Annotated in this window: 22 protein-coding genes; 8 read left to right on the top strand and 14 right to left on the bottom strand. The window is 36.8% G+C overall.

Annotated elements, in window-relative coordinates; genetic code table 11:
- The first annotated feature begins 172 nt into the window (after nucleotides 1–172).
- The 5 genes from DYR29_RS14240 (at nucleotide 173) to DYR29_RS14220 (ending at nucleotide 4148) form a co-directional block, all read left to right on the top strand.
- A complete protein-coding gene (locus tag DYR29_RS14240) occupies nucleotides 173–907 on the top strand; it encodes a hypothetical protein (RefSeq protein WP_213277390.1) in 735 nt (244 codons plus the stop codon).
- Between the two features lie 27 nt (nucleotides 908–934).
- Nucleotides 935–2326: an RtcB family protein gene (locus DYR29_RS14235; RefSeq protein ID WP_213277389.1), complete on the top strand. Its 1392-nt coding sequence runs from the start codon at nucleotides 935–937 to the stop codon at nucleotides 2324–2326.
- Nucleotides 2327–2409: 83 nt separating this feature from the next.
- A complete protein-coding gene (locus DYR29_RS14230) occupies nucleotides 2410–2955 on the top strand; it encodes a hypothetical protein (RefSeq protein ID WP_213277388.1) in 546 nt (181 codons plus the stop codon).
- A gap of 1 nt (nucleotide 2956) precedes the next feature.
- Nucleotides 2957–3655 (top strand): peptide chain release factor H, encoded by a 699-nt coding sequence (prfH, locus tag DYR29_RS14225; RefSeq protein ID WP_213277387.1) that lies wholly within the window; start codon nucleotides 2957–2959, stop codon nucleotides 3653–3655.
- The gene (locus DYR29_RS14220; protein WP_213277386.1) at nucleotides 3642–4148 is read left to right on the top strand and encodes a tetratricopeptide repeat protein; all 507 of its coding nucleotides are present in this window, start codon (nucleotides 3642–3644) and stop codon (nucleotides 4146–4148) included. The genes prfH and DYR29_RS14220 overlap by 14 nt, the downstream gene beginning before the upstream one ends.
- Nucleotides 4149–4193: 45 nt before the next feature.
- Here DYR29_RS14220 and DYR29_RS14215 read toward each other — a convergent pair whose 3' ends face one another.
- Together DYR29_RS14215 and DYR29_RS14210 are read right to left on the bottom strand one after the other, a co-directional pair.
- Nucleotides 4194–4481 (bottom strand): c-type cytochrome, encoded by a 288-nt coding sequence (locus DYR29_RS14215; protein ID WP_047424621.1) that lies wholly within the window; start codon nucleotides 4479–4481, stop codon nucleotides 4194–4196.
- Between the two features lie 20 nt (nucleotides 4482–4501).
- Nucleotides 4502–4795: a c-type cytochrome gene (locus DYR29_RS14210; RefSeq protein WP_213277385.1), complete on the bottom strand. Its 294-nt coding sequence runs from the start codon at nucleotides 4793–4795 to the stop codon at nucleotides 4502–4504.
- A 199-nt stretch (nucleotides 4796–4994) separates the two neighbouring features.
- On the opposite strand from DYR29_RS14210, the gene meaB reads away from it, so the two are divergent.
- A complete protein-coding gene (meaB, locus tag DYR29_RS14205) occupies nucleotides 4995–5987 on the top strand; it encodes a methylmalonyl Co-A mutase-associated GTPase MeaB (RefSeq protein WP_213277384.1) in 993 nt (330 codons plus the stop codon).
- On the opposite strand, the gene DYR29_RS14200 is transcribed toward meaB, so the two are convergent.
- The gene (locus DYR29_RS14200) at nucleotides 5984–6532 is read right to left on the bottom strand and encodes a DUF4251 domain-containing protein (RefSeq protein ID WP_213277383.1); all 549 of its coding nucleotides are present in this window, start codon (nucleotides 6530–6532) and stop codon (nucleotides 5984–5986) included. The two genes, meaB and DYR29_RS14200, sit on opposite strands and share 4 nt — an antisense overlap.
- A gap of 105 nt (nucleotides 6533–6637) precedes the next feature.
- Between DYR29_RS14200 and DYR29_RS14195 the strand changes: the two genes are divergently transcribed.
- Both DYR29_RS14195 and DYR29_RS14190 read left to right on the top strand, forming a co-directional pair.
- A complete protein-coding gene (locus DYR29_RS14195) occupies nucleotides 6638–7444 on the top strand; it encodes a M48 family metallopeptidase (protein ID WP_047424625.1) in 807 nt (268 codons plus the stop codon).
- 86 nt (nucleotides 7445–7530) lie between these two features.
- Nucleotides 7531–7842, top strand: coding sequence for a hypothetical protein (locus tag DYR29_RS14190; RefSeq protein ID WP_047424626.1), 312 nt, complete (start codon nucleotides 7531–7533; stop codon nucleotides 7840–7842).
- 34 nt (nucleotides 7843–7876) lie between these two features.
- On the opposite strand, the gene DYR29_RS14185 is transcribed toward DYR29_RS14190, so the two are convergent.
- From DYR29_RS14185 to DYR29_RS14135, 11 genes are all read right to left on the bottom strand, one after another.
- The gene (locus tag DYR29_RS14185; RefSeq protein WP_047377301.1) at nucleotides 7877–8488 is read right to left on the bottom strand and encodes an outer membrane beta-barrel protein; all 612 of its coding nucleotides are present in this window, start codon (nucleotides 8486–8488) and stop codon (nucleotides 7877–7879) included.
- Nucleotides 8472–9287 (bottom strand): ABC transporter ATP-binding protein, encoded by an 816-nt coding sequence (locus DYR29_RS14180; protein ID WP_213277382.1) that lies wholly within the window; start codon nucleotides 9285–9287, stop codon nucleotides 8472–8474. Before DYR29_RS14180 ends, DYR29_RS14185 begins: the two co-directional genes overlap by 17 nt.
- A complete protein-coding gene (locus DYR29_RS14175) occupies nucleotides 9287–10039 on the bottom strand; it encodes an MlaE family ABC transporter permease (protein WP_047381748.1) in 753 nt (250 codons plus the stop codon). Before DYR29_RS14175 ends, DYR29_RS14180 begins: the two co-directional genes overlap by 1 nt.
- A 103-nt stretch (nucleotides 10040–10142) precedes the next feature.
- Nucleotides 10143–11513, bottom strand: a complete 1371-nt coding sequence (locus DYR29_RS14170; RefSeq protein WP_213277381.1) for an exopolysaccharide biosynthesis polyprenyl glycosylphosphotransferase — start codon at nucleotides 11511–11513, stop codon at nucleotides 10143–10145.
- Nucleotides 11514–11555: 42 nt separating this feature from the next.
- On the bottom strand, nucleotides 11556–12185 hold the full coding sequence (locus DYR29_RS14165; RefSeq protein WP_047424632.1) for a 7-carboxy-7-deazaguanine synthase QueE: 630 nt from the start codon (nucleotides 12183–12185) through the stop codon (nucleotides 11556–11558).
- A 7-nt stretch (nucleotides 12186–12192) separates the two neighbouring features.
- The gene (locus DYR29_RS14160) at nucleotides 12193–13077 is read right to left on the bottom strand and encodes a bifunctional 5,10-methylenetetrahydrofolate dehydrogenase/5,10-methenyltetrahydrofolate cyclohydrolase (protein WP_047424635.1); all 885 of its coding nucleotides are present in this window, start codon (nucleotides 13075–13077) and stop codon (nucleotides 12193–12195) included.
- 47 nt (nucleotides 13078–13124) lie between these two features.
- Entirely contained in the window at nucleotides 13125–14765 is a 1641-nt protein-coding gene (gene pgi / locus DYR29_RS14155) for a glucose-6-phosphate isomerase (protein ID WP_213277380.1), read from the bottom strand.
- Nucleotides 14766–14971: 206 nt separating this feature from the next.
- Nucleotides 14972–15577: a hypothetical protein gene (locus tag DYR29_RS14150; RefSeq protein WP_213277379.1), complete on the bottom strand. Its 606-nt coding sequence runs from the start codon at nucleotides 15575–15577 to the stop codon at nucleotides 14972–14974.
- Nucleotides 15574–16077: an RNA polymerase sigma factor gene (locus tag DYR29_RS14145; RefSeq protein WP_342213405.1), complete on the bottom strand. Its 504-nt coding sequence runs from the start codon at nucleotides 16075–16077 to the stop codon at nucleotides 15574–15576. Before DYR29_RS14145 ends, DYR29_RS14150 begins: the two co-directional genes overlap by 4 nt.
- 24 nt (nucleotides 16078–16101) lie before the next feature.
- Complete coding sequence (locus tag DYR29_RS14140) at nucleotides 16102–16980, bottom strand: TraB/GumN family protein (RefSeq protein WP_213277378.1); 879 nt, start codon at nucleotides 16978–16980, stop codon at nucleotides 16102–16104.
- A gap of 158 nt (nucleotides 16981–17138) precedes the next feature.
- On the bottom strand, nucleotides 17139–18050 hold the full coding sequence (locus DYR29_RS14135; RefSeq protein ID WP_213277377.1) for a DUF4349 domain-containing protein: 912 nt from the start codon (nucleotides 18048–18050) through the stop codon (nucleotides 17139–17141).
- Nucleotides 18051–18141: the final 91 nt, after the last annotated feature.

Raw genomic sequence — 18141 nt, 5'->3', positions numbered from 1 at the left:
CAAACTCCCAGGTTTACCCGAAATCTTTTTTAGTGTCATTACAGACGAAACAGGTGAATTATATCCTCACACTGTAGCCGTCTATTATTAATCCATTCAACTAATATTTTAGTTGATTAAAAGTTGTGTGAGATAAAAAACTTTACAATCTCGCATCATACTTCTGTGAACAATGGAAAATGATAACTTTCTGTTTTCCCGGCTGAGAAGCTTGAGAAGCAGAAAAAGAACAATTAGAAAAGATGTAGAAAAACAGATCAGAAAAAAATATCGACGTAGTGAAGAACTTTCAGACATCAGAAGAAATATCCAATGGATTCCTTTGGATAAGCCTTATCAAAGAGGATTTGTAAGATTCTTTGTGGTAAGGGAAGATGTAATGAGATCCAAATACGGAGAATTCTTTGAAGGAATTCTGAAGAAAATCAATACTTACATGTATTCTGAAAGCAGAAAATTTCTTAAAAAGAAAAGAAAATCCGGAAGAAGAATCTATGTGGAAAGAGAGCAGAAGCTCAATCGAGTTTCAGAATATGCCTGGAATGATCCGAAATTCGGACTTACACCAATGGAAAGGCAGTATTTTTTGCAAAAGGAAGAATATTGCCCTATAAGGAAGAGGTATGAGATTTACTACGAATTCATTGAACCGTGGAGGTTTATCCTTAGAATAAGACCCAATATGATTACCCATTATAAGCCTGTAGACTTTGAACTCGAAAAAGAATATGCAGAGCTGGGAGATTATTTAGGACAACACAAAGTTGCTGGGATTATCCATAAAACAATATATGGAAAGCCAAGTTCATGGAAGATGAAATACAAATCTGATCAAAATGAAAGTACAAAATACTTTCACTACAAAATGTCTGCAACAGAGATTGCAGAAAGCTTACAGGACGTATAAGTCCAACTGTTATTTAAAACAAAAACAATGGGAAATTTAAAACTAAAAGGAAAAGATATATTAAAACTGGGCTATCCAAATAATCAAAGCGTAAACGTAGCATTGGAAGTCATGAAAAGAAATTTTGCAACGAAGAATATTCATCATGTAAAATCTATTTTAAAGGAAATTCTGCTTAATCCGGAAGAATTTGAAAAAGATCTGACTTTCGGACAAATTGCAGAAACCTTGCTTTCATCCAAAAAAACGGAAAAAAGAATGTTGAATTCACAACGTGCTACATTTCAGATTTTTGGTAACAATATCTCAGAAGAGGCAAAAAATCAGTTGTACACAGCTTTGAAACTGCCAATTTCTACACAGGGAGCATTAATGCCCGATGCCCACAGCGGCTACGGACTTCCGATTGGGGGAGTTCTGGCAGTGGAAAATGCAGTAATTCCTTACGGAGTAGGAATGGATATTGGCTGCAGAATGAGCCTCAGTATTTTGGATACACCTATTTCATATCTTGAAGGTGCAAGAGATAAATATGAAAAAGCGCTTGCCGAACATACAAAATTCGGGATGTATGAAACGCACAAGTCTCACATAGACCATGAGATTTTTGAAAGAGATACATTCGACATGATCCCGATCTTAAGAAGATTAAAGGGAAAAGCCATTAAACAGATGGGATCCTCAGGCGGAGGAAATCACTTTGTCGAATTCGGAGAAGTGGAAATCACCGAAGAAGATGAGCAGATTGGCCTGCCGAAAGGAAAATATCTTGGAATACTTTCTCACAGTGGCTCAAGAGGTCTTGGAGCAGAAATTGCCCAATATTACTCAAGAGTGGCTACAGAACAGTGTCCGTTACCAAAAGAAGCCCAAAACTTCGCCTGGCTGGATCTTAGCACACACCTTGGATTGGAATATTGGACGGCAATGAATCTCGCTGGAGATTATGCTTCAGCCTGTCATGATGATATTCACAGAAGGCTGGTAAAAGCCGTTGGTGGAAGAGTAAAAGCCAGAATTGAGAACCATCACAACTTTGCCTGGAAAGAAATCCATAACGGAAAAGAAGTGATTGTTCACCGAAAAGGAGCAACACCTGCCAATGAAAATGAACTGGGAATGATTCCCGGATCCATGACAGCGAAAGGATTTATCGTTCGCGGAAAAGGAAACCCGGAATCCCTGAATTCAGCATCTCATGGCGCAGGAAGAGCACACTCCAGAGGAGAATGCAGAACCCTTTTCACTCAGCATGATATCAAGAAAGAATTAAAACTTAAAAATGTCACACTGATGGGCGGAAATGCAGAAGAAGCACCAATGGCCTATAAAGACATCAATGAAGTAATGAATGCACAGAGTGAACTGGTAGATATCCTGGGAACATTCCAGCCGAGAATTGTGAGAATGGACAGATAATTTGGTTGATCGTTTATAGTTGTCAGCTGAAAATATTGAGCTTTCAACTATAAACTTTCAGCTTTTAATTTAAAAACAAAGTAATGGGAGCACCACATAACATAAAAAGATACGGCGAAGTCTGGCCGGAATTCAGAATCCGGTTAGGACTCGGAATTTTAAACATATTAAAAGATAAAATCATTATTTCAGGTGGCTGGGCATGGCATTTTATGTCTGAAACAGGACATACGGAATACAAACATGCGCACGACCATAAGGATATTGATGTTTTTGTAAAGAAAGAAAATGTTGCAGATGTAGTTATCATTCTTCAACAGGAAGGATTTCAGAAAGTCTGGACCCGGTATGATCACCTGCCGAGTGAAGAAAACTTCCGCAGGTACGAGAAAACAGTAGAACTGGAGAATGATAAATTCCACAGAATTACCATAGATTTCTTTGAAAGAGACGATCTTGAAACTATAGAAGCCAATGGTTTTACTGTCGTAAAGCCTGATATTTTACTTTCATTTTACAGAAATATACACTCCAGTGACAAATGCTGGGCAGTAATGGCTGCAAAAGATTTATTACAAAAAGGGACAGATCCGGTAGGACACCCTTTATTAAGCAAAATGCCAACATAAAATGGAAAAATTAATACAGATCACTTCAGGAAGAGGTCCTTTAGAATGTCAGTGGGTTGCCGCAAAGGTTCTGAAGACCTTTCTTGAAGAGGCCAAGCAAAATACAATAGAATACGAAATCATTCATCGTGAAAACGGTGATGAAAACCTTACATTAAAATCAGTAACCCTGCTTTTAAAAGGAAAAGAGATAAACCTGTTTCTTAAAAACTGGTTGGGAACTGTTTGCTGGATAGGAAAAAGCACATTCAGGAAACTCCATAAAAGAAGCAATTGGTTTATCGGAATTTTTGAATTGGATGATGTAAAAATGGTTGATTTCAATGAAAAAGATATCAGATTTCAAACAGCGAGAAGCCAGGGAAGCGGAGGACAGAATGTAAACAAAGTGAATACAGCGGTGCGTGCTACTCATATTCTGACCAAAGAAACAGTGTTTGTACAGGACTCACGCTCGCAGCTGGAGAATAAAAAACTTTCTGCTATCAGATTAAAAGAAAAAGTAATGGCAGCTTATATCCAACAGCTGGAAAGAAAACTGAAAGAAACCTGGTCTCTTCAGATGCAGGTAGAACGTGGAAATCCTGTCCGGACATTTTCAGGAACAGATTTCAAAAAGAATTACGAAGACAAGACATTCAAAAAACAAAGGAATGCCTTGAAAAACGACCTTAAAAACTACAACAATGACCTTAACTAAAAGTAAATATTATTTTGAAGCATTAGACTACTTTCCATTCAATCTTTCTGAATGTATGGATGCACTTAACTATGCTCTGTCTTACGAACCTGAAGACGCAGACAGTCTTTGCCTGATGGGAAGAGTATATTCCGAAGAGCTGAAAGATTACGAAACAGCGAAGAAATATTTTGATGAAGCTATGCAGAGTAACATCGCCAATATCAATACTCCTAAATATTATATTGAATGTCTTTTGAATAATGAAGATTATAAAGAAGCTGAAAAATTAATTGAATTCGCTCTAAAATTAAAAGGAATTGACAAATCGGAAATTCTGAACTGTCTCTCTCTTCTGCAGGAAAGAAACTTTGAGTATAAGCAAGCTTTAGGAACCCTTAAAGAAGCTAAAAAATTTGCTTACAACCGTGCAGCTCTCGAAATACTTGAAGATAGAGAGAAACTTGTCAAAGGAAAAGTAACCAGAAACAGAACTATAAAAAAGACGGAATAATCTGATTTTCAAGCCTATTAAAAAAATAAGCTTTCAATTGAAAGCTTATTTTTTGTTAACAGAGATCAGATAGTCATACACCATTTGATGCTGGTCATCGCTCAGTTTAGCTTTTGGAGCCATTCTGCTTAACGTGTTGATCCATCCCTTGTCGTCATGTTTCGTTGGTTCTGGCAGCTTATGGCATTTTGCACAGGAATTTTCAAAAATGGTTTTTCCTTGCGCCAACTGCTCAGATGAGGTATACTTTGGCCCTGTTACAGCCACACTTTTTGGTCCGCAGGATACCAGAAATGCTGATGCTGCGATACCGGTTAAGATGAATTTTTTCATATCCTATTTTTGTTTGATGATTACTTCTTCACAGAAACAATATAATCATAAACCCATTGGTGCTGTTCATCCGTTAATTTTGCCTTTGGAGCCATAGAATTCATGATTCCTACCCATTGCACAGGGTTGTGAGAAGCAGGATCAGGTAATTTATGACATCTTCCACAAGAGTTTTCAAAAATAGTTTTCCCCTGAGCGATCTGTTCCGCAGTAGATGTTGAAGTGCCTGCAGTAGCAGTGGATGTAGCAGCTTTCGGCGTACAGGAAACCAGCAAAATACCAGTAAACGAAGCCGCAGCGATGAGTTTTTTCATGTTTCTTCTTTTTGACATATAACAAATGTAATAAATTCCTTAAGCCGTTGATATAGGGCGTTCTAGTTTTAATTTAGAAGAAATAAAAATTAAATTCACGTAAAATCGGTAATCCTGAATAAAGATAATTTAAGCCTTTTGTCTCATCATTGTAAGCCGGCTATTGACCATTCCCATTTTAATTATTAATTTTGAATCAATGAAATTTTCTACAGAAGAGCTAATAGACGGAATACAGTCAGGAAACAAACGCCTGATTGCAAAAGCTATTACATTGGTTGAAAGTAAAAAAGCAGAACACAGGGTACAGGCAGAAGACCTTCTGAAGAAGATTATGCCTTTTACCGGAAACTCTGTGAGAGTAGGAGTAACAGGAGTTCCGGGAGCCGGAAAATCTACCTTTATAGAAAACTTCGGCCGGTTGGTAATTGCACAGGGTAAAAAAGTAGCCGTTCTCGCTATTGATCCCAGCTCAGCAATCAATAAAGGAAGCATTCTGGGAGACAAAACCAGAATGGAAGAATTGGCCAAAGAAGAAAATGCTTTCATTCGTCCTTCTCCAAGTTCAGGTTTTCTGGGCGGAGTAGCCAATACTACTTTTGAAACCATGATGATCTGTGAAGCAGCAGGATATGATTATATTTTGATAGAAACCGTTGGAGTAGGGCAGTCAGAAGTCCTTGTTGCTGATATTACCGATGTTTTCTTATTCCTTAAAATTATTGGAGGCGGAGACGAACTTCAGGGCATAAAACGCGGAATCATGGAAATGGTAGACCTTATTTTCATCAATAAAGTAGATCAGGACAATCTTCAGAAAGCAAAAAATACAAGACTGGAATTAAAAAGAGCCCTGGATTTTATTCCACCTAAAGAAAAAGGCTGGAAAATTCCTGTTTTACTGGGTTCTGCTCTACATAACGAAGGATTACAGGACGTTTATGATACAATCTTCGAGTTTATTGATCTGAAAAAGAAAAGCGGTCGTTTTGAAGAAATCCGTGTTCAGCAGGCAGAAAAGCGATTTGAATATTGGGTTCAGGAATATATTTTATCCCTGATGAAAAAGAGCAATGCTGTAGAAGAAGCCTATCATTTGCACAAAAAAAATGCTTCAGCGATGGTTTCCAATCCAAGCACTGAAGCAAAATTATTTGTTGAAAAATTTTTATCGAATGAAAACAGGGATTAAGGTTTCTCTTTTTCCTGTTTCACCTCAGTTTTAGAGATGTAACCGTCATAACTAATCGGCTGTCTGTCATTACTTCTCATAGAAACGAAAGCTTTACCGTTTTTAAAGATCTCAATATTCATCTCATCAACGGTTTTTACATCTTTTGGCTTAAACTTTAAAGTCCATTTTCCCTTATTATTCTGAGTTTTTGTTACTGTAAAATCTTTTGAAGTAAATCTGTAGCTGTTATCACTTGTATTTCCATAAGTTGGATTGAACAGTCTTCCAAAATAAGGAAGAACTACATCCAGTGTATTTTTACTTACGTCAATAGTATAATCGCCATTCAGATTCAATATTCTCGTTGCCGTAGCATTAGGCATTGAATTCATGACATTGATAACATCATAATTCGTAGGATTAGCTCTTTCCGCGTGGAATGTAAATTCTTGAGAATCAATTAATGTGTCCACTGTTTTCGAGTCTAATGAACCCTGTGAAGCACAGCTCTGAAAAAAGAACAGGAATCCAAAAATCATTAGTAAAGAAATATACTTTTTCATAATGAGATAATTATTAAATTTAAACAGCAAAATGTATGCAAATATATTCTTTCTGAAATATTTTGGAATAAAAATTGTTAAGGTTGAATTATTAACACTCAAACTATGAAAGTTACACATCTATTAGGAATGGGAGCTATTGCTCTGTCGGCTGTTGCCTGTACTACAAACCCGATTACCGGAAGATCGTCTTTACAGCTGGCCAACAACTCGGAAATTTTAACAATGTCTTCACAGGAATATAAGACGACATTGTCCAAAGGTAAGGTGATTACCGGTACGGCAGATGCAAAGAGAGTGGTAAATGTAGGAAACAGAATTAAAAGTGCAGCAGAAAGATATTATCAGAGTATAGGAAGATCAGCAGATCTTGCCAACTATAGCTGGGAGTTTAATCTTCTGCAAAGCAATGAACTGAATGCCTGGTGTATGCCTGGTGGTAAAGTAGCCGTTTATACTGGAATATTACCGGTAACAAAAGACGATAACGGACTTGCAGTAGTATTGGGACATGAGGTTTCCCACGCGCTGGCAGGCCACGGAAACGAAAGAATTTCTCAGGCAATGGTAGCCCAGTACGGAGGAGCTATCCTGGGAGGAACAATTTCAAACTCACAATGGGCGAGTGTTTTCCAGAAGGTATATCCTATTGGTTCACAGGTAGCTTTATTGAAATACGGAAGAGGTCAGGAATCTGAAGCAGATGAAATGGGACTTTACCTGATGTCTATGGCAGGATATGATCCGAGAGCGGCAATCCCTTTCTGGAACAGAATGGAAGCGGCATCTACAGGAGCAAGACAGCCGGAATTCTTATCCACCCACCCGAATCCGGAAACAAGAATTTCAGATATCAACAAAGATCTTCCGAAAGCTTTAGAATATTATAAGGCTGCGGGAGGAAAATTATAATTAGAATTTTAATCTTGAATAAGGCCTTATTAAATTTTTAGTAAATTTGATAAGGCTTTTTTATGTAACCACCTAAACACAATATTATGAAGAGTTTATCAATTACCGGACTTATACTTTTGGCTGTTTCTGCATTGCTTTTCTATTTAACTACTGATTTTGCCGTAGAACAAATAAAAATTTCTCACATTATGGGAGTGATGGCAGGAGTAGGAATAGGACTTATCATTGGAGGAATGGTAGGGTATGTAAGCAAAGGAAGCGCTATAAAAGCGGAACAGAAGAAAAAAGAATTCAAACAGCTGCAGAAAGACAAAGAAGAGCTTGAAAAACAGGCTGCAGACATTGCAAAACGTCAGGCTGAACTTGAAGAACAAAATAAAAACCCTCAAATTTAATTTGAGGGTCTAAAGTTGTTATTTCGATATTAAATTAGAATTTGTATCCTAAACCTACCATAAACAGGTTAGGTCTGTTATCATATCTGATTTCCGAACCGGAAACTCTGTTGATAAAGTTTCTTTCATCCTTACTGAAAGCTCCTTCATATCTTGCATTTACAATAAGCTTTTTGATTTCAAGCTGTGCTCCAAACTGATAACCTACTGTAAAGTCATTTTTAGCATTTTCTTTGAAATCATTGTAAGTATTGTCTTTATTTAAATTAAAACTTCCAACAGGTCCTACGAAAACACCTAACATATTCCCCAAAAGGTTGTACCCTAAAAGAACCGGAACATCAATACGGTTGCTTTTAACATCAAAAGTAGTGTTCTCTGTAGTAAACTCATTTTTGAAGTGAGTATAATAGATCTCCGGCATCACAAACAAGGAAGTAGGAAGACCCACTTTTAATGAAAGTCCGACATTGAACCCTACATTGTTTTTACCTGTTCCGTCAATGGCATCATTCACTGTTCCTTTAATATTAGACCAGGAAGGAGAGCCGGTAGGAAAAATTAAGTTAGCTTTCCCTGCCAGTGAAATCTGTGCAGAAGCCCACATTGAAAATCCTATTAACGCTATACTAAGTACCTTTTTCATTATCGTCTATTTTTGTATTTGAAGTTTCAATCGTTTTATTATTCTCAAGTAAATATTCTCTCAGTTCTTTAAACAGTTCTGAAGAATAAACGAAATCAATCAGATTTTTATTGCCTGCGGTAATCAGGATGTCTTTATTCCCTTCCCATTCTTTGATTCCCAGCCTTAGGTATACAATTTTCTCGCCAATCGTCATTACAGAGTTCATGTCGTGAGTATTGATGATGGTGGTGGTATTATATTCTTTGGTAATCTCGTAAAGAAGATCATCAATGATCTTTGAAGTATACGGATCCAGTCCGGAATTAGGCTCATCACAGAACAGATATTTAGGATTGTTGACAATCGCCCGGGCAATAGCAACTCTTTTCTGCATTCCTCCTGAGATCTCTGAAGGGTATTTTTTATCTGCCTTATCAAGATGCACTCTTCCTATAACTTCAAAAACCCTTTTCTTTTTTTCTCTGTAGGTAAGATTGGTAAACATATCAAGAGGAAACATAATATTCTCTTCCACAGTTAAGGAGTCAAATAATGCACTTCCCTGGAAAACGGTCCCGATTTCTGAACGAAGATGTTGTTTTTCTTCCCTGTTCATGGTATTGACATTTCTGCCATCGAATAAAATTTCTCCGGAAGATGGCATATAAACATTCAATAAACTTTTTAAAAAAACGGTTTTACCGGAACCACTCTGCCCAATGATCAAGTTTACTTTTCCTTTATCAAATGAAGTTGAAATTCCTTTCAATACTTCAACATCATCAAAACTTTTCTTAAGATCTTTTACCTCAATCATCAGCTTAATATTAATTGGGTTAAAATTAATTCAGAAATGATAATGAATACCATTGTCCATACCACTGCCTGTGTACTTGCTCTACCTACTTCCAGTGATCCTCCTTTTACATTGTATCCGAAATAAGAAGGAACCGTTGCAATAATAAAAGCGAAAACTATAGTCTTGGTAAATGCATAGTAAATAAATAAATTCGGCATATACATTTGAATACCAACGATATAATCATTTTCTGTCCAGTTTCCTGTTAAAATCCCGGCAATATATCCACCACCAATACCGAATACGATACTGATAGCAATAAGAAGGGGATTAAACAGCATACAGGCGATAATTTTAGGAAATATCAGAAAATTGGGTGAGTTTACTCCCATGATGTCCAATGCATCAATCTGTTCGGAAACTCTCATTGTTCCAATACTTGACGCAATATAGGAACCTACCTTACCTGCCAGAATAAGACTGATAATGGTAGGGGCAAATTCCAAAACCAAAACCGCTTTCGTAGCATATCCTACAAATGAAGGCGGAATAGGAAAGGAAGAAGCATCAAAGTTATTGAACATCTGAATAGCCACTACCGCTCCAACGAATATGGATGTGAAGATGACAAGTCCGAAAGAATTTACTCCCAAATCATTAATTTCTCTCATGAACAGCTTCCAGAAAACCCTCATTTTCTGAGGCTTCTGCAGGGATTTTCCCAAGAGGATCATGTATTCCCCTACTGCTGTGAAAAACTTTTTTAACATACTGCTAAATTAGACTTTTTTATTTAATTGGGCTACAGTCGGGAAGAAGACTAAAGCCTGGTTTTGTGTTAAAATTATTTCAATACTGGTTTGGTCCTGTTCTTTATTTTGCATTTTTATCTCCGCCTATCACCAGGAAAACGGTTTTTAAAATAATCACCAGATCAAGGATAAAACTCCAGTTTCTTACATAGAAAGCATCGGCCAGAACCCGTTTTTTCATTTCTACTTCCACATCTCCGAAGTCACCGCGAAGCCCGTTTACCTGTGCCAATCCTGTGATACCGGGGTTTACCATACTTCTTAAACTGTATCTCCCTATTTTTGGTTTATAATAATTATCTACAGAGAGCATATGAGGACGCGGACCTACTACGGACATTTCCCCTTTCAGTACATTGATGAACTGTGGAAGCTCATCAAGACTTGTTTTTCGTAAAAACTTGCCTACTTTGGTAATTCTTGAATCATTTATTGATGTGGTTTTGGTTGTAGACTCATCATTTACAACCATTGTTCTGAATTTAAAACAATTGAAAACTTCTTCATGGAAACCATACCTTTTCTGAAGAAAAAATACAGGACCTTTGGAAGTTGCCTTGATTAAAACCGCTATGATCGGGAATACCCACGAACAGATAAAAACCAGTATAATAACAGAAAACAAAACATCAAACGTCCTTTTCATTATAAAATTAGAATAATAATCTAGAGGATATCTTGCCTGGTTAAGGACCGGCTGGGTTTGTATATACCCAAGATCATACAGGAAAAAATCGCTTTGCGTGATACTTGGAATAAGTGAAATATGAATCTTATTATCTTCTGCCAACTTGAAAATCTCATTCTGAATCCACTCACCGTAGGAGTTTTCCATGGATAAGAATAAGGTATGGATCCCGTTCTTTTTCCAGAAAGCAACCAGTTCATTACTATTGATATCAGAATTTTCGTATTCAAATATTCTGTATCCGTAGTCTTTACGGTCTGTGAAAATATTTTTCAGGATCTCTATAGAGTGGCTGTCTCCTAAAAACATGACATTCCTGTAGTTAGCTCCAAGGGAACGTAAATACTTGATCGCGAAATAGACCAATGACTTTACAAGGAAGATGAAAATGAAAAGATATAGTGAGAGCCAATATATATCCGAATTGAAAAATACATTATTACTTACCTTTCCTATAAGCAGTACGCCAAGTATAAAAAAGAGGAAGTGGATTAAAAGGCGTTCAAGAAACAAGGTATAGGTAAGGTTTCTCGGAATGTTGTATATTTTTGTCCTGCCACTCAGAAGCACCCAGAACAAAAACAACAGAATCAGAGAAAAAATATTCTGATACCAGGTTTCCTTATGGTATTTTAAACTTTCGTTTCTGCTTATAAAAAAGAATATGAAGATAGATGCAATAACCATGAGGTCAAGCAACATAATGATCGATTTCAGGTATCTAGAGTATCGAATTCTCTGCATCTATCGGTATATAGCGGATAATCCCTGCTAATTTAAGTTTTTTTACGGGATATTCAGATATTTGTGAGTCTGAACTGACGCCTGCCATTCCGGATGCTCCAGGATGAAATCTGTGATCTTTGGATACATCTCATCTCTTTTACTCCATTCACTTTGAAGATAAAGCTTACAGTTTTCAGAAACTTTTGAGGCCTGTTCCTGTGCAAACGTAAAGTCATGCTGATTGAAAATGATCACTTTAAGTTCATGAGCTTTTTGATAGATCTCTTCTTTAGGCAGTCCTGTTTTCTTTGGCGAAAGGGTAATCCAGTCCAGTTGTCCGCTCATAGGATAAGCTCCCGAGGTTTCAATATGTACAGTACATCCCAGCTCTTTCAATCTGGAAGTTAGTATATCTAAGTTCCACATCAGAGGTTCTCCACCAGTCAGGACAATGGTTTTACAATGTTTCGCAGCTGTTTCTGCAATTTCTACTGCATTCATCAGAGGATGGAGTTCAGGATTCCAGCTTTCTTTTACATCACACCAGTGACATCCTACATCACAACCTCCCAGCCTGATAAAGTATGCGGCTTTTCCGGTGTGTGCTCCTTCTCCCTGTAAAGTGTAAAAATGCTCCATTACAGGGAGCATTTTACCTTCTTTTAATAAAATATCTTCTTCTTTATTCATTTTAAAATTAGTCGTTATAGACCGAAGTTTTGTAAGCAATGATGGTGTTTTTCATCAACATCGCTCTTGTCATTGGGCCTACTCCTCCAGGTACCGGAGTAATCCAGCTTGCTTTAGCTGCACAGCTGTCAAAATCTACGTCACCTGCAAGGTAATATCCTTTTGGAGAGTCATTATCTACTCTTGTAATACCTACGTCAACAATTACAGCTCCTTCTTTGATCATATCTCCTTTTAAGAAATGAGGATCACCCAAAGCGGTAATTACGATATCTGCTTTTTTCGTGTATTCTTCAATGTCTTTCGTATAAGAGTGTGTAAGGGTAACGGTAGAGTTCCCAGGGAAATCTTTTCTTCCCATCAGAATACTCATAGGTCTTCCTACAATTTTACTTCTTCCGATAATTACACAGTCTTTTCCTTTGGTTTCAATATTATATCTTTCCAGTAATGTTAAAATACCGAAAGGAGTAGCTGGTAAGAAAGTATCCATTTCAAGCGCCATTTTTCCGAAGTTTTCAGGGTGGAAACCATCCACGTCTTTTCTTGGATCAATTGCGTTGATAATCTTTTCCTGATCTATCTGGTCCGGTAAAGGCAACTGAACGATAAATCCGTCAACTGCTTTAGATTTATTAAGCTCATCAATTTTTTCCAATAGTTCCGATTCAGAAACTGTGCTTGGAAATTTGATTAAGCTGGATTGAAATCCTACTTCTTCACAGTCTTTTACTTTAGAGTTTACATAGGCCTTGCTAGCTCCGTTATTCCCTACAAGAATAGCTACCAAATGGGGAGCTCTTTTTTTGCTTGCGAGAATCTTTTCTACTTCAACCTTGATCTCTGCTTTAATTTCCTTGGATACTTTAAGTCCGTCAAGAATTTCTGCCATTTTTACTTTTTTACTTTATAGATTTACTTTTACTTTCTTTTTACTTACTACTTATTTTCTTTATAGTAATTGATCAATCCGTTGGTAGAGCTGTCATGAGAGCTTATTGCCTCATTGTTTTCAAGCTCAGGAAGGATTTTGTTGGCTAATACTTTTCCTAATTCCACACCAAACTGGTCAAAGCTGAAAATATTCCAGATAACTCCCTGAACGAAAATCTTGTGTTCATATAAAGCAATCAGCTGACCTAATGAAAAAGGAGTTAATTCTTTGAATAATATAGAGTTAGTGGGTGTATTTCCGTGGAAGACCTTGAAATTGATCAGTCTGTCTATTTCTTCATCAGACTTTCCTGCATTTCTAAGTTCCTCTTCAACTTCTTCTTCCAGTTTTCCGAAGGCAAGCGCCTCAGTCTGAGCGAAAAAGTTAGCTAATAATTTATCCTGATGATCAGAAACTTTATTCGGGCTTTTTGTATAGGCAATAAAGTCTGCCGGAATCAACTCTGTACCTTGGTGGATCAATTGATAGAAAGCATGCTGGCCGTTTGTACCCGGTTCTCCCCAGATGATAGGCCCCGTTTCATATTCTACAAATTCACCGTTTCTGTCTACACATTTTCCGTTGCTTTCCATATCTCCCTGTTGAAGATACGCTGCGAATCTGTCCAGATATTGGGAATAAGGTAGAATTGCATAAGTAGTTGCTGCATAGAAATTACGATACCAGATTCCCAGAAGTCCCATTAATACGGGAACATTTTCAGAGAAATCGGCAGTCTGGAAGTGCTGGTCAGTATCAAAAGCACCTTTTAAAAGCTGCTCAAAGTTTTCATATCCTACAGAAAGTACGATACTCAATCCGATAGCACTCCAAAGAGAATATCTTCCGCCTACCCAATCCCAGAACTCAAAAATATTTTCTTCTGCGATTCCGAACTTCTTAACTTCTTCAATATTAGTAGATAATGCTACAAAATGCTTTGCCACATCTTCCTGCTTTCCAGCCTTCAGGAACCAGTCCTTTGCTGAATTTGCATTCGTCATTGTTTCCTGAGTCGTAAAAGTCTTGGAAGCAATGATGAATAAAGTGGTTTCAGGATTTAAGTTTTTCACCACTTCTGCAATATGATTTCCGTCCACATTGGAAACAAAGTGAACATTTAATCTTGTTTTAAAATGCTTTAAAGCAGAACAAACCATTACCGGGCCCAAATCTGATCCACCGATTCCGATGTTTACTACATCTGTGATCTCTTTTCCGCTGAAACCTTTATGTTTTCCTGAAATGATTTTCTCAGAAAAAGATTTCATATGATCAAGAACTCTTTTGATCTGTGGCTTGATATTTTCGCCATCCACAAGAATTTCGCGGTCTGAAAAATCTCTCAGTGCCGTATGAAGAACTGCTCTTCCTTCCGTTTCATTGATTTTATCACCAGAGAACATTCTGGAAATGGCATCTTTTAACTGACTTTCTTCAGCCAGTTGTAATAAAAGATCCTTCGTTCTTGAATCGATTAAATTTTTAGAGTAATCAAAAAGATAGTTGTCCTTTTGCAGGGAAAACTCATTAAAACGGTTCGGGTTGTAATGAAAAAGGCTTCTAAGATCAAAGTCATTTCCACCGAAGTGTTCATCAAGCGCTTTCCAGCTGTTAGTTTGTGTTGGATTTATTTTTGATAGCATATTACAGAATTTTTATCGTTCAGAAAGTCATATACCGGATGAAAATAGCTCATAATCCATAATGATTTATTTCTGATCTGCAAATTTACGGAAAAATAAAACCTCAGATAAATTTGAAGATGATAAATAACGATTTTTTAAAAAACAAAACCTCAGAGCAGGTCTGAGGTTTTGTAAAATGTGTTTTGTGATAAGAGTTTTCAATACTATTCGTCCATTTCGTTCAGGATTTTTTCCAATTGTTTGGCACTAGGCCCGTAAAAATATTTTGTCCATAAAATAATACTTACTACAACAGAAAGAACGCCTATCAATACTAATAAAATAAGGGATATTTGATGTTCATGGCTAATATCCGCCAATGATTCACCTTTTTTCTCCAAAACATTATATGCCACTAGACCTAATGTTATTAGAAAATGGGGAAGTAACAAAAATCCAAACGACTGGTATCTTTCCATATTTAATTTGAGTTCGTGATAGATCTTCCAAAGACTATTTCTTGTGCTTCCTGTGTAAAGCTCCGTCTGTTTGTAAAATTTATAAAACCCAAACAGATAATATGAAGATATTACGACCATCACTGTATAGGACACATAATAAATAATATACTGTGAAGAAGGAAACTGAAACTGAAGAGGAAAAAAAGCCATGAGGATAATCGCCAGAATCTGCATAGGGAATTCTCTTTTCATGTTTTTCTGGATTTTTTCTATAGGGTGTTTGCTTTCCTTTAATTGCTTTATGGTGTCAGGAATATGGACATCACTGTCTTCTTTATTCCATTGTTCTTTTAATTGATCAAAATTCATAGCCTGATTTTTTTTATGATTTGCTGTATTTTTTCTTTTGTTCTGTTGAGTTTTACGCGGGCATTGCCTTCGCTGAGGCCGAGATTGTTTCCAATCTCTTTGTGTGACATTCCTTCCATGAAATAAAATATGACTGCTTTTTCTAAGGAATTTAATTCCTGAACAGCGCTGTAGAAAATTTCCAGCTGTCTGTCTTTTGTGGGATTATAATCTTCCTGCAGTACCTCAAAATGATGAGGAGCATCTGTATGATTATTGGATCTCTGCTTTTCCTTTTTTAAAAATGTAATCGCAGTATTGATGGCAACCCGATACATCCAGGTTGAGAACTCACTGTTCCCTTTGAAATTCTGATAAGACTTCCAAAGCTGGATAAGGATTTCCTGCTGCAGATCTTCCCGGTCCTCTACAGAATCTGCATAGATCCGCGAGGCTTTGTATAAGATACCTTTGTGCTGGTTGATAAGCTTTAAAAAGGCAGTTTCGGTTGGATTACTCACAATAATTTCATGGTTAGGTTACTGTTATAAACTCGTCACAGGTTTTACCGTGTAGCCTTGTGACTGAAGAAGTGGAATGATGCCATTTTCTCCCATAAGATGAGAACCACCAACCGCAAATAAGGAGCTTCCCTTTTTCATCATTTCCGGCATTGTTTTTACCCAGTTTTGATTTCTGTCAGTCAGCATTGCCTTTTCCTGTCGGGTATTCATGAATCTTTTATCTTTAAAAAGGCTGTAAAGGGATTGTACCTTTTCACTTTTGAAAGCTTCAATCATCTGACTGAAGAGTCTTTCATATTCTTTACCCATTTTTAATTGAGCAATGGTGCTTTTCAGATCATAGGCTTCGCTAATAGCTTTCATCTGATCATCTACTTTTTCCAGGCCTTTGATGCTTTTTTTATCTTTGATGGCTTTTTTAAGAAGTTCCATTTCGTAAAGCTTTACTTCGGTCTGAGGACAAGGAATAGCCTTGGTGGAAAGCAGTGCATAGAGTGTCTGAGGATTTGAAGAATCTACGCTTTTCAGATCCGTTCCGTAATTGGCGAGAATAGTATTCAGTTCCTTGGCTTCTTCCGGAGAAAGCTGGTCAGAAATTTTTTTATTCGTCTTTTGATACATTTTTTGTAGTGACATCATTTCAGCAGGATCTGTATAATTGATTTCCATAACAAAGTTGTCAGATTTCTCGAGAGCTTTTAATACCTTAGGTTTTATTTCAAAATCTTTAGTGCATAAGATATGAAATGTTCCTGTAATATAAGAAGGCTTGGAAAGACCATTTCCGGAAACCTCCCAAAGCAGGCTGTTGTCTTTGCTGGTGATGTAGCTCTGTGCTTTTAATGTCATAGAACTCAATGATAATAACGCTGCGAATCCAAGTTTTACTAAATTTTTCATAATAATTAATTTTTTTGATTTTCTGTTCTTTTAAATAGTAGGTAAAGCAGGTATTACAATCGTTACAGTTTTTTTTTCAAAAAAATAAAAACCTCCCGAAAACAGGAGGCTGTAAAATCTAAAATTATGATGATAACCAATTGGTTAGTAGAGTTTTTTTATTGTTGGATCTTCGGTTGTTCAGGTTTTGAAATTTTTCTTTTTCTTAGGAAATAAATCAGAGCAGCTGCAATTAATAGAATTGGCCAGATATTAATAAGGGCAACTATAATTCTCTGAATCAGATAAAAACCATAGACAAAACCATCTTTCGCGTCATAGATGAAATTGTATTTATATTTATTATCAATGCTTGTGGTATTGGCAACGGCAATTTCAGCGATACGCAATTGAGGTTCTTTGATATAGATGTCGATGGTGCTGTATTTCAGGTCGTCTGTCATATTCATACTCGCCAGCTTTTGAAGATTTCCTTCAGACATATTCTCATCATCCAGCGTTACTTTATCTTTATTTGTTTTCAACTTGCTGATGTTCTCAGATGTCTTTTGATTTCTTTTTCCTTCCAGTTCAGAATACTTGATGTTGGCCGTCACATCTTCTGCATTGATGGATCTTGAATTAAGAAATAATTTGTTTGAGTTGATTGCTGTTAAAAGTTCACCCAGCTTTTCAGTAGGAATACGTACCTGCATTCTATTCTCCGACTGGTATTTTTTAACCAACATCGCTTCTTCATTGGAAGTGTTGTAAGTGTCTTCAGAAATTACATTGCTTTGAAGATTACTGTTGGTGACAAAACCTCCAAGTTCCTGAACCGATTTTTCAATTGCGATAGTTGCATTATACACATCTTTTACTTCCATGCTGACATCTGCGGTCTTGATGAACTGTTTGTCTTTTACCTTCATCTCAGCAACAGATGAAATACTGTCTGAAACAATAGCAGAAGTTGAATCTGTTGTAGCATAAGCATTAAGATCTGTCTCAGCAACTTCGCCTTTTTTACATGAATAAATTCCTAATAAAAGTACAGCGGATAGAGATAATTTAATGTAAGTCGGTTTCATAGCGTTGATTTTTGTTGTTTTCCTTGAGTCAAAGTTCAGGCAGGATCTTTTGTAACGCTTGAAAATCAAAAGTAAAAAACTTGTAAACGGA

The sequence above is a fragment of the Chryseobacterium indologenes genome (assembly GCF_018362995.1).
Taxonomy (GTDB): domain Bacteria; phylum Bacteroidota; class Bacteroidia; order Flavobacteriales; family Weeksellaceae; genus Chryseobacterium; species Chryseobacterium indologenes_G.
This window is presented reverse-complemented; position numbering and strand designations above follow the sequence as displayed.

What these genes read in the sequence shown, in the direction of transcription:
- DYR29_RS14240 (WP_213277390.1), top strand. Translation starts at nt 173, where the DNA reads ATGGAAAATGATAACTTTCTGTTTTCCCGGCTGAGAAGCTTGAGAAGC.
- DYR29_RS14235 (WP_213277389.1), top strand. Translation starts at nt 935, where the DNA reads ATGGGAAATTTAAAACTAAAAGGAAAAGATATATTAAAACTGGGCTAT.
- DYR29_RS14230 (WP_213277388.1), top strand. Translation starts at nt 2,410, where the DNA reads ATGGGAGCACCACATAACATAAAAAGATACGGCGAAGTCTGGCCGGAA.
- prfH (WP_213277387.1), top strand. Translation starts at nt 2,957, where the DNA reads ATGGAAAAATTAATACAGATCACTTCAGGAAGAGGTCCTTTAGAATGT.
- DYR29_RS14220 (WP_213277386.1), top strand. Translation starts at nt 3,642, where the DNA reads ATGACCTTAACTAAAAGTAAATATTATTTTGAAGCATTAGACTACTTT.
- DYR29_RS14215 (WP_047424621.1), bottom strand. Translation starts at nt 4,481, where the DNA reads ATGAAAAAATTCATCTTAACCGGTATCGCAGCATCAGCATTTCTGGTA.
- DYR29_RS14210 (WP_213277385.1), bottom strand. Translation starts at nt 4,795, where the DNA reads ATGAAAAAACTCATCGCTGCGGCTTCGTTTACTGGTATTTTGCTGGTT.
- meaB (WP_213277384.1), top strand. Translation starts at nt 4,995, where the DNA reads ATGAAATTTTCTACAGAAGAGCTAATAGACGGAATACAGTCAGGAAAC.
- DYR29_RS14200 (WP_213277383.1), bottom strand. Translation starts at nt 6,532, where the DNA reads ATGAAAAAGTATATTTCTTTACTAATGATTTTTGGATTCCTGTTCTTT.
- DYR29_RS14195 (WP_047424625.1), top strand. Translation starts at nt 6,638, where the DNA reads ATGAAAGTTACACATCTATTAGGAATGGGAGCTATTGCTCTGTCGGCT.
- DYR29_RS14190 (WP_047424626.1), top strand. Translation starts at nt 7,531, where the DNA reads ATGAAGAGTTTATCAATTACCGGACTTATACTTTTGGCTGTTTCTGCA.
- DYR29_RS14185 (WP_047377301.1), bottom strand. Translation starts at nt 8,488, where the DNA reads ATGAAAAAGGTACTTAGTATAGCGTTAATAGGATTTTCAATGTGGGCT.
- DYR29_RS14180 (WP_213277382.1), bottom strand. Translation starts at nt 9,287, where the DNA reads ATGATTGAGGTAAAAGATCTTAAGAAAAGTTTTGATGATGTTGAAGTA.
- DYR29_RS14175 (WP_047381748.1), bottom strand. Translation starts at nt 10,039, where the DNA reads ATGTTAAAAAAGTTTTTCACAGCAGTAGGGGAATACATGATCCTCTTG.
- DYR29_RS14170 (WP_213277381.1), bottom strand. Translation starts at nt 11,513, where the DNA reads ATGCAGAGAATTCGATACTCTAGATACCTGAAATCGATCATTATGTTG.
- DYR29_RS14165 (WP_047424632.1), bottom strand. Translation starts at nt 12,185, where the DNA reads ATGAATAAAGAAGAAGATATTTTATTAAAAGAAGGTAAAATGCTCCCT.
- DYR29_RS14160 (WP_047424635.1), bottom strand. Translation starts at nt 13,077, where the DNA reads ATGGCAGAAATTCTTGACGGACTTAAAGTATCCAAGGAAATTAAAGCA.
- pgi (WP_213277380.1), bottom strand. Translation starts at nt 14,765, where the DNA reads ATGCTATCAAAAATAAATCCAACACAAACTAACAGCTGGAAAGCGCTT.
- DYR29_RS14150 (WP_213277379.1), bottom strand. Translation starts at nt 15,577, where the DNA reads ATGAATTTTGATCAATTAAAAGAACAATGGAATAAAGAAGACAGTGAT.
- DYR29_RS14140 (WP_213277378.1), bottom strand. Translation starts at nt 16,980, where the DNA reads ATGAAAAATTTAGTAAAACTTGGATTCGCAGCGTTATTATCATTGAGT.
- DYR29_RS14135 (WP_213277377.1), bottom strand. Translation starts at nt 18,050, where the DNA reads ATGAAACCGACTTACATTAAATTATCTCTATCCGCTGTACTTTTATTA.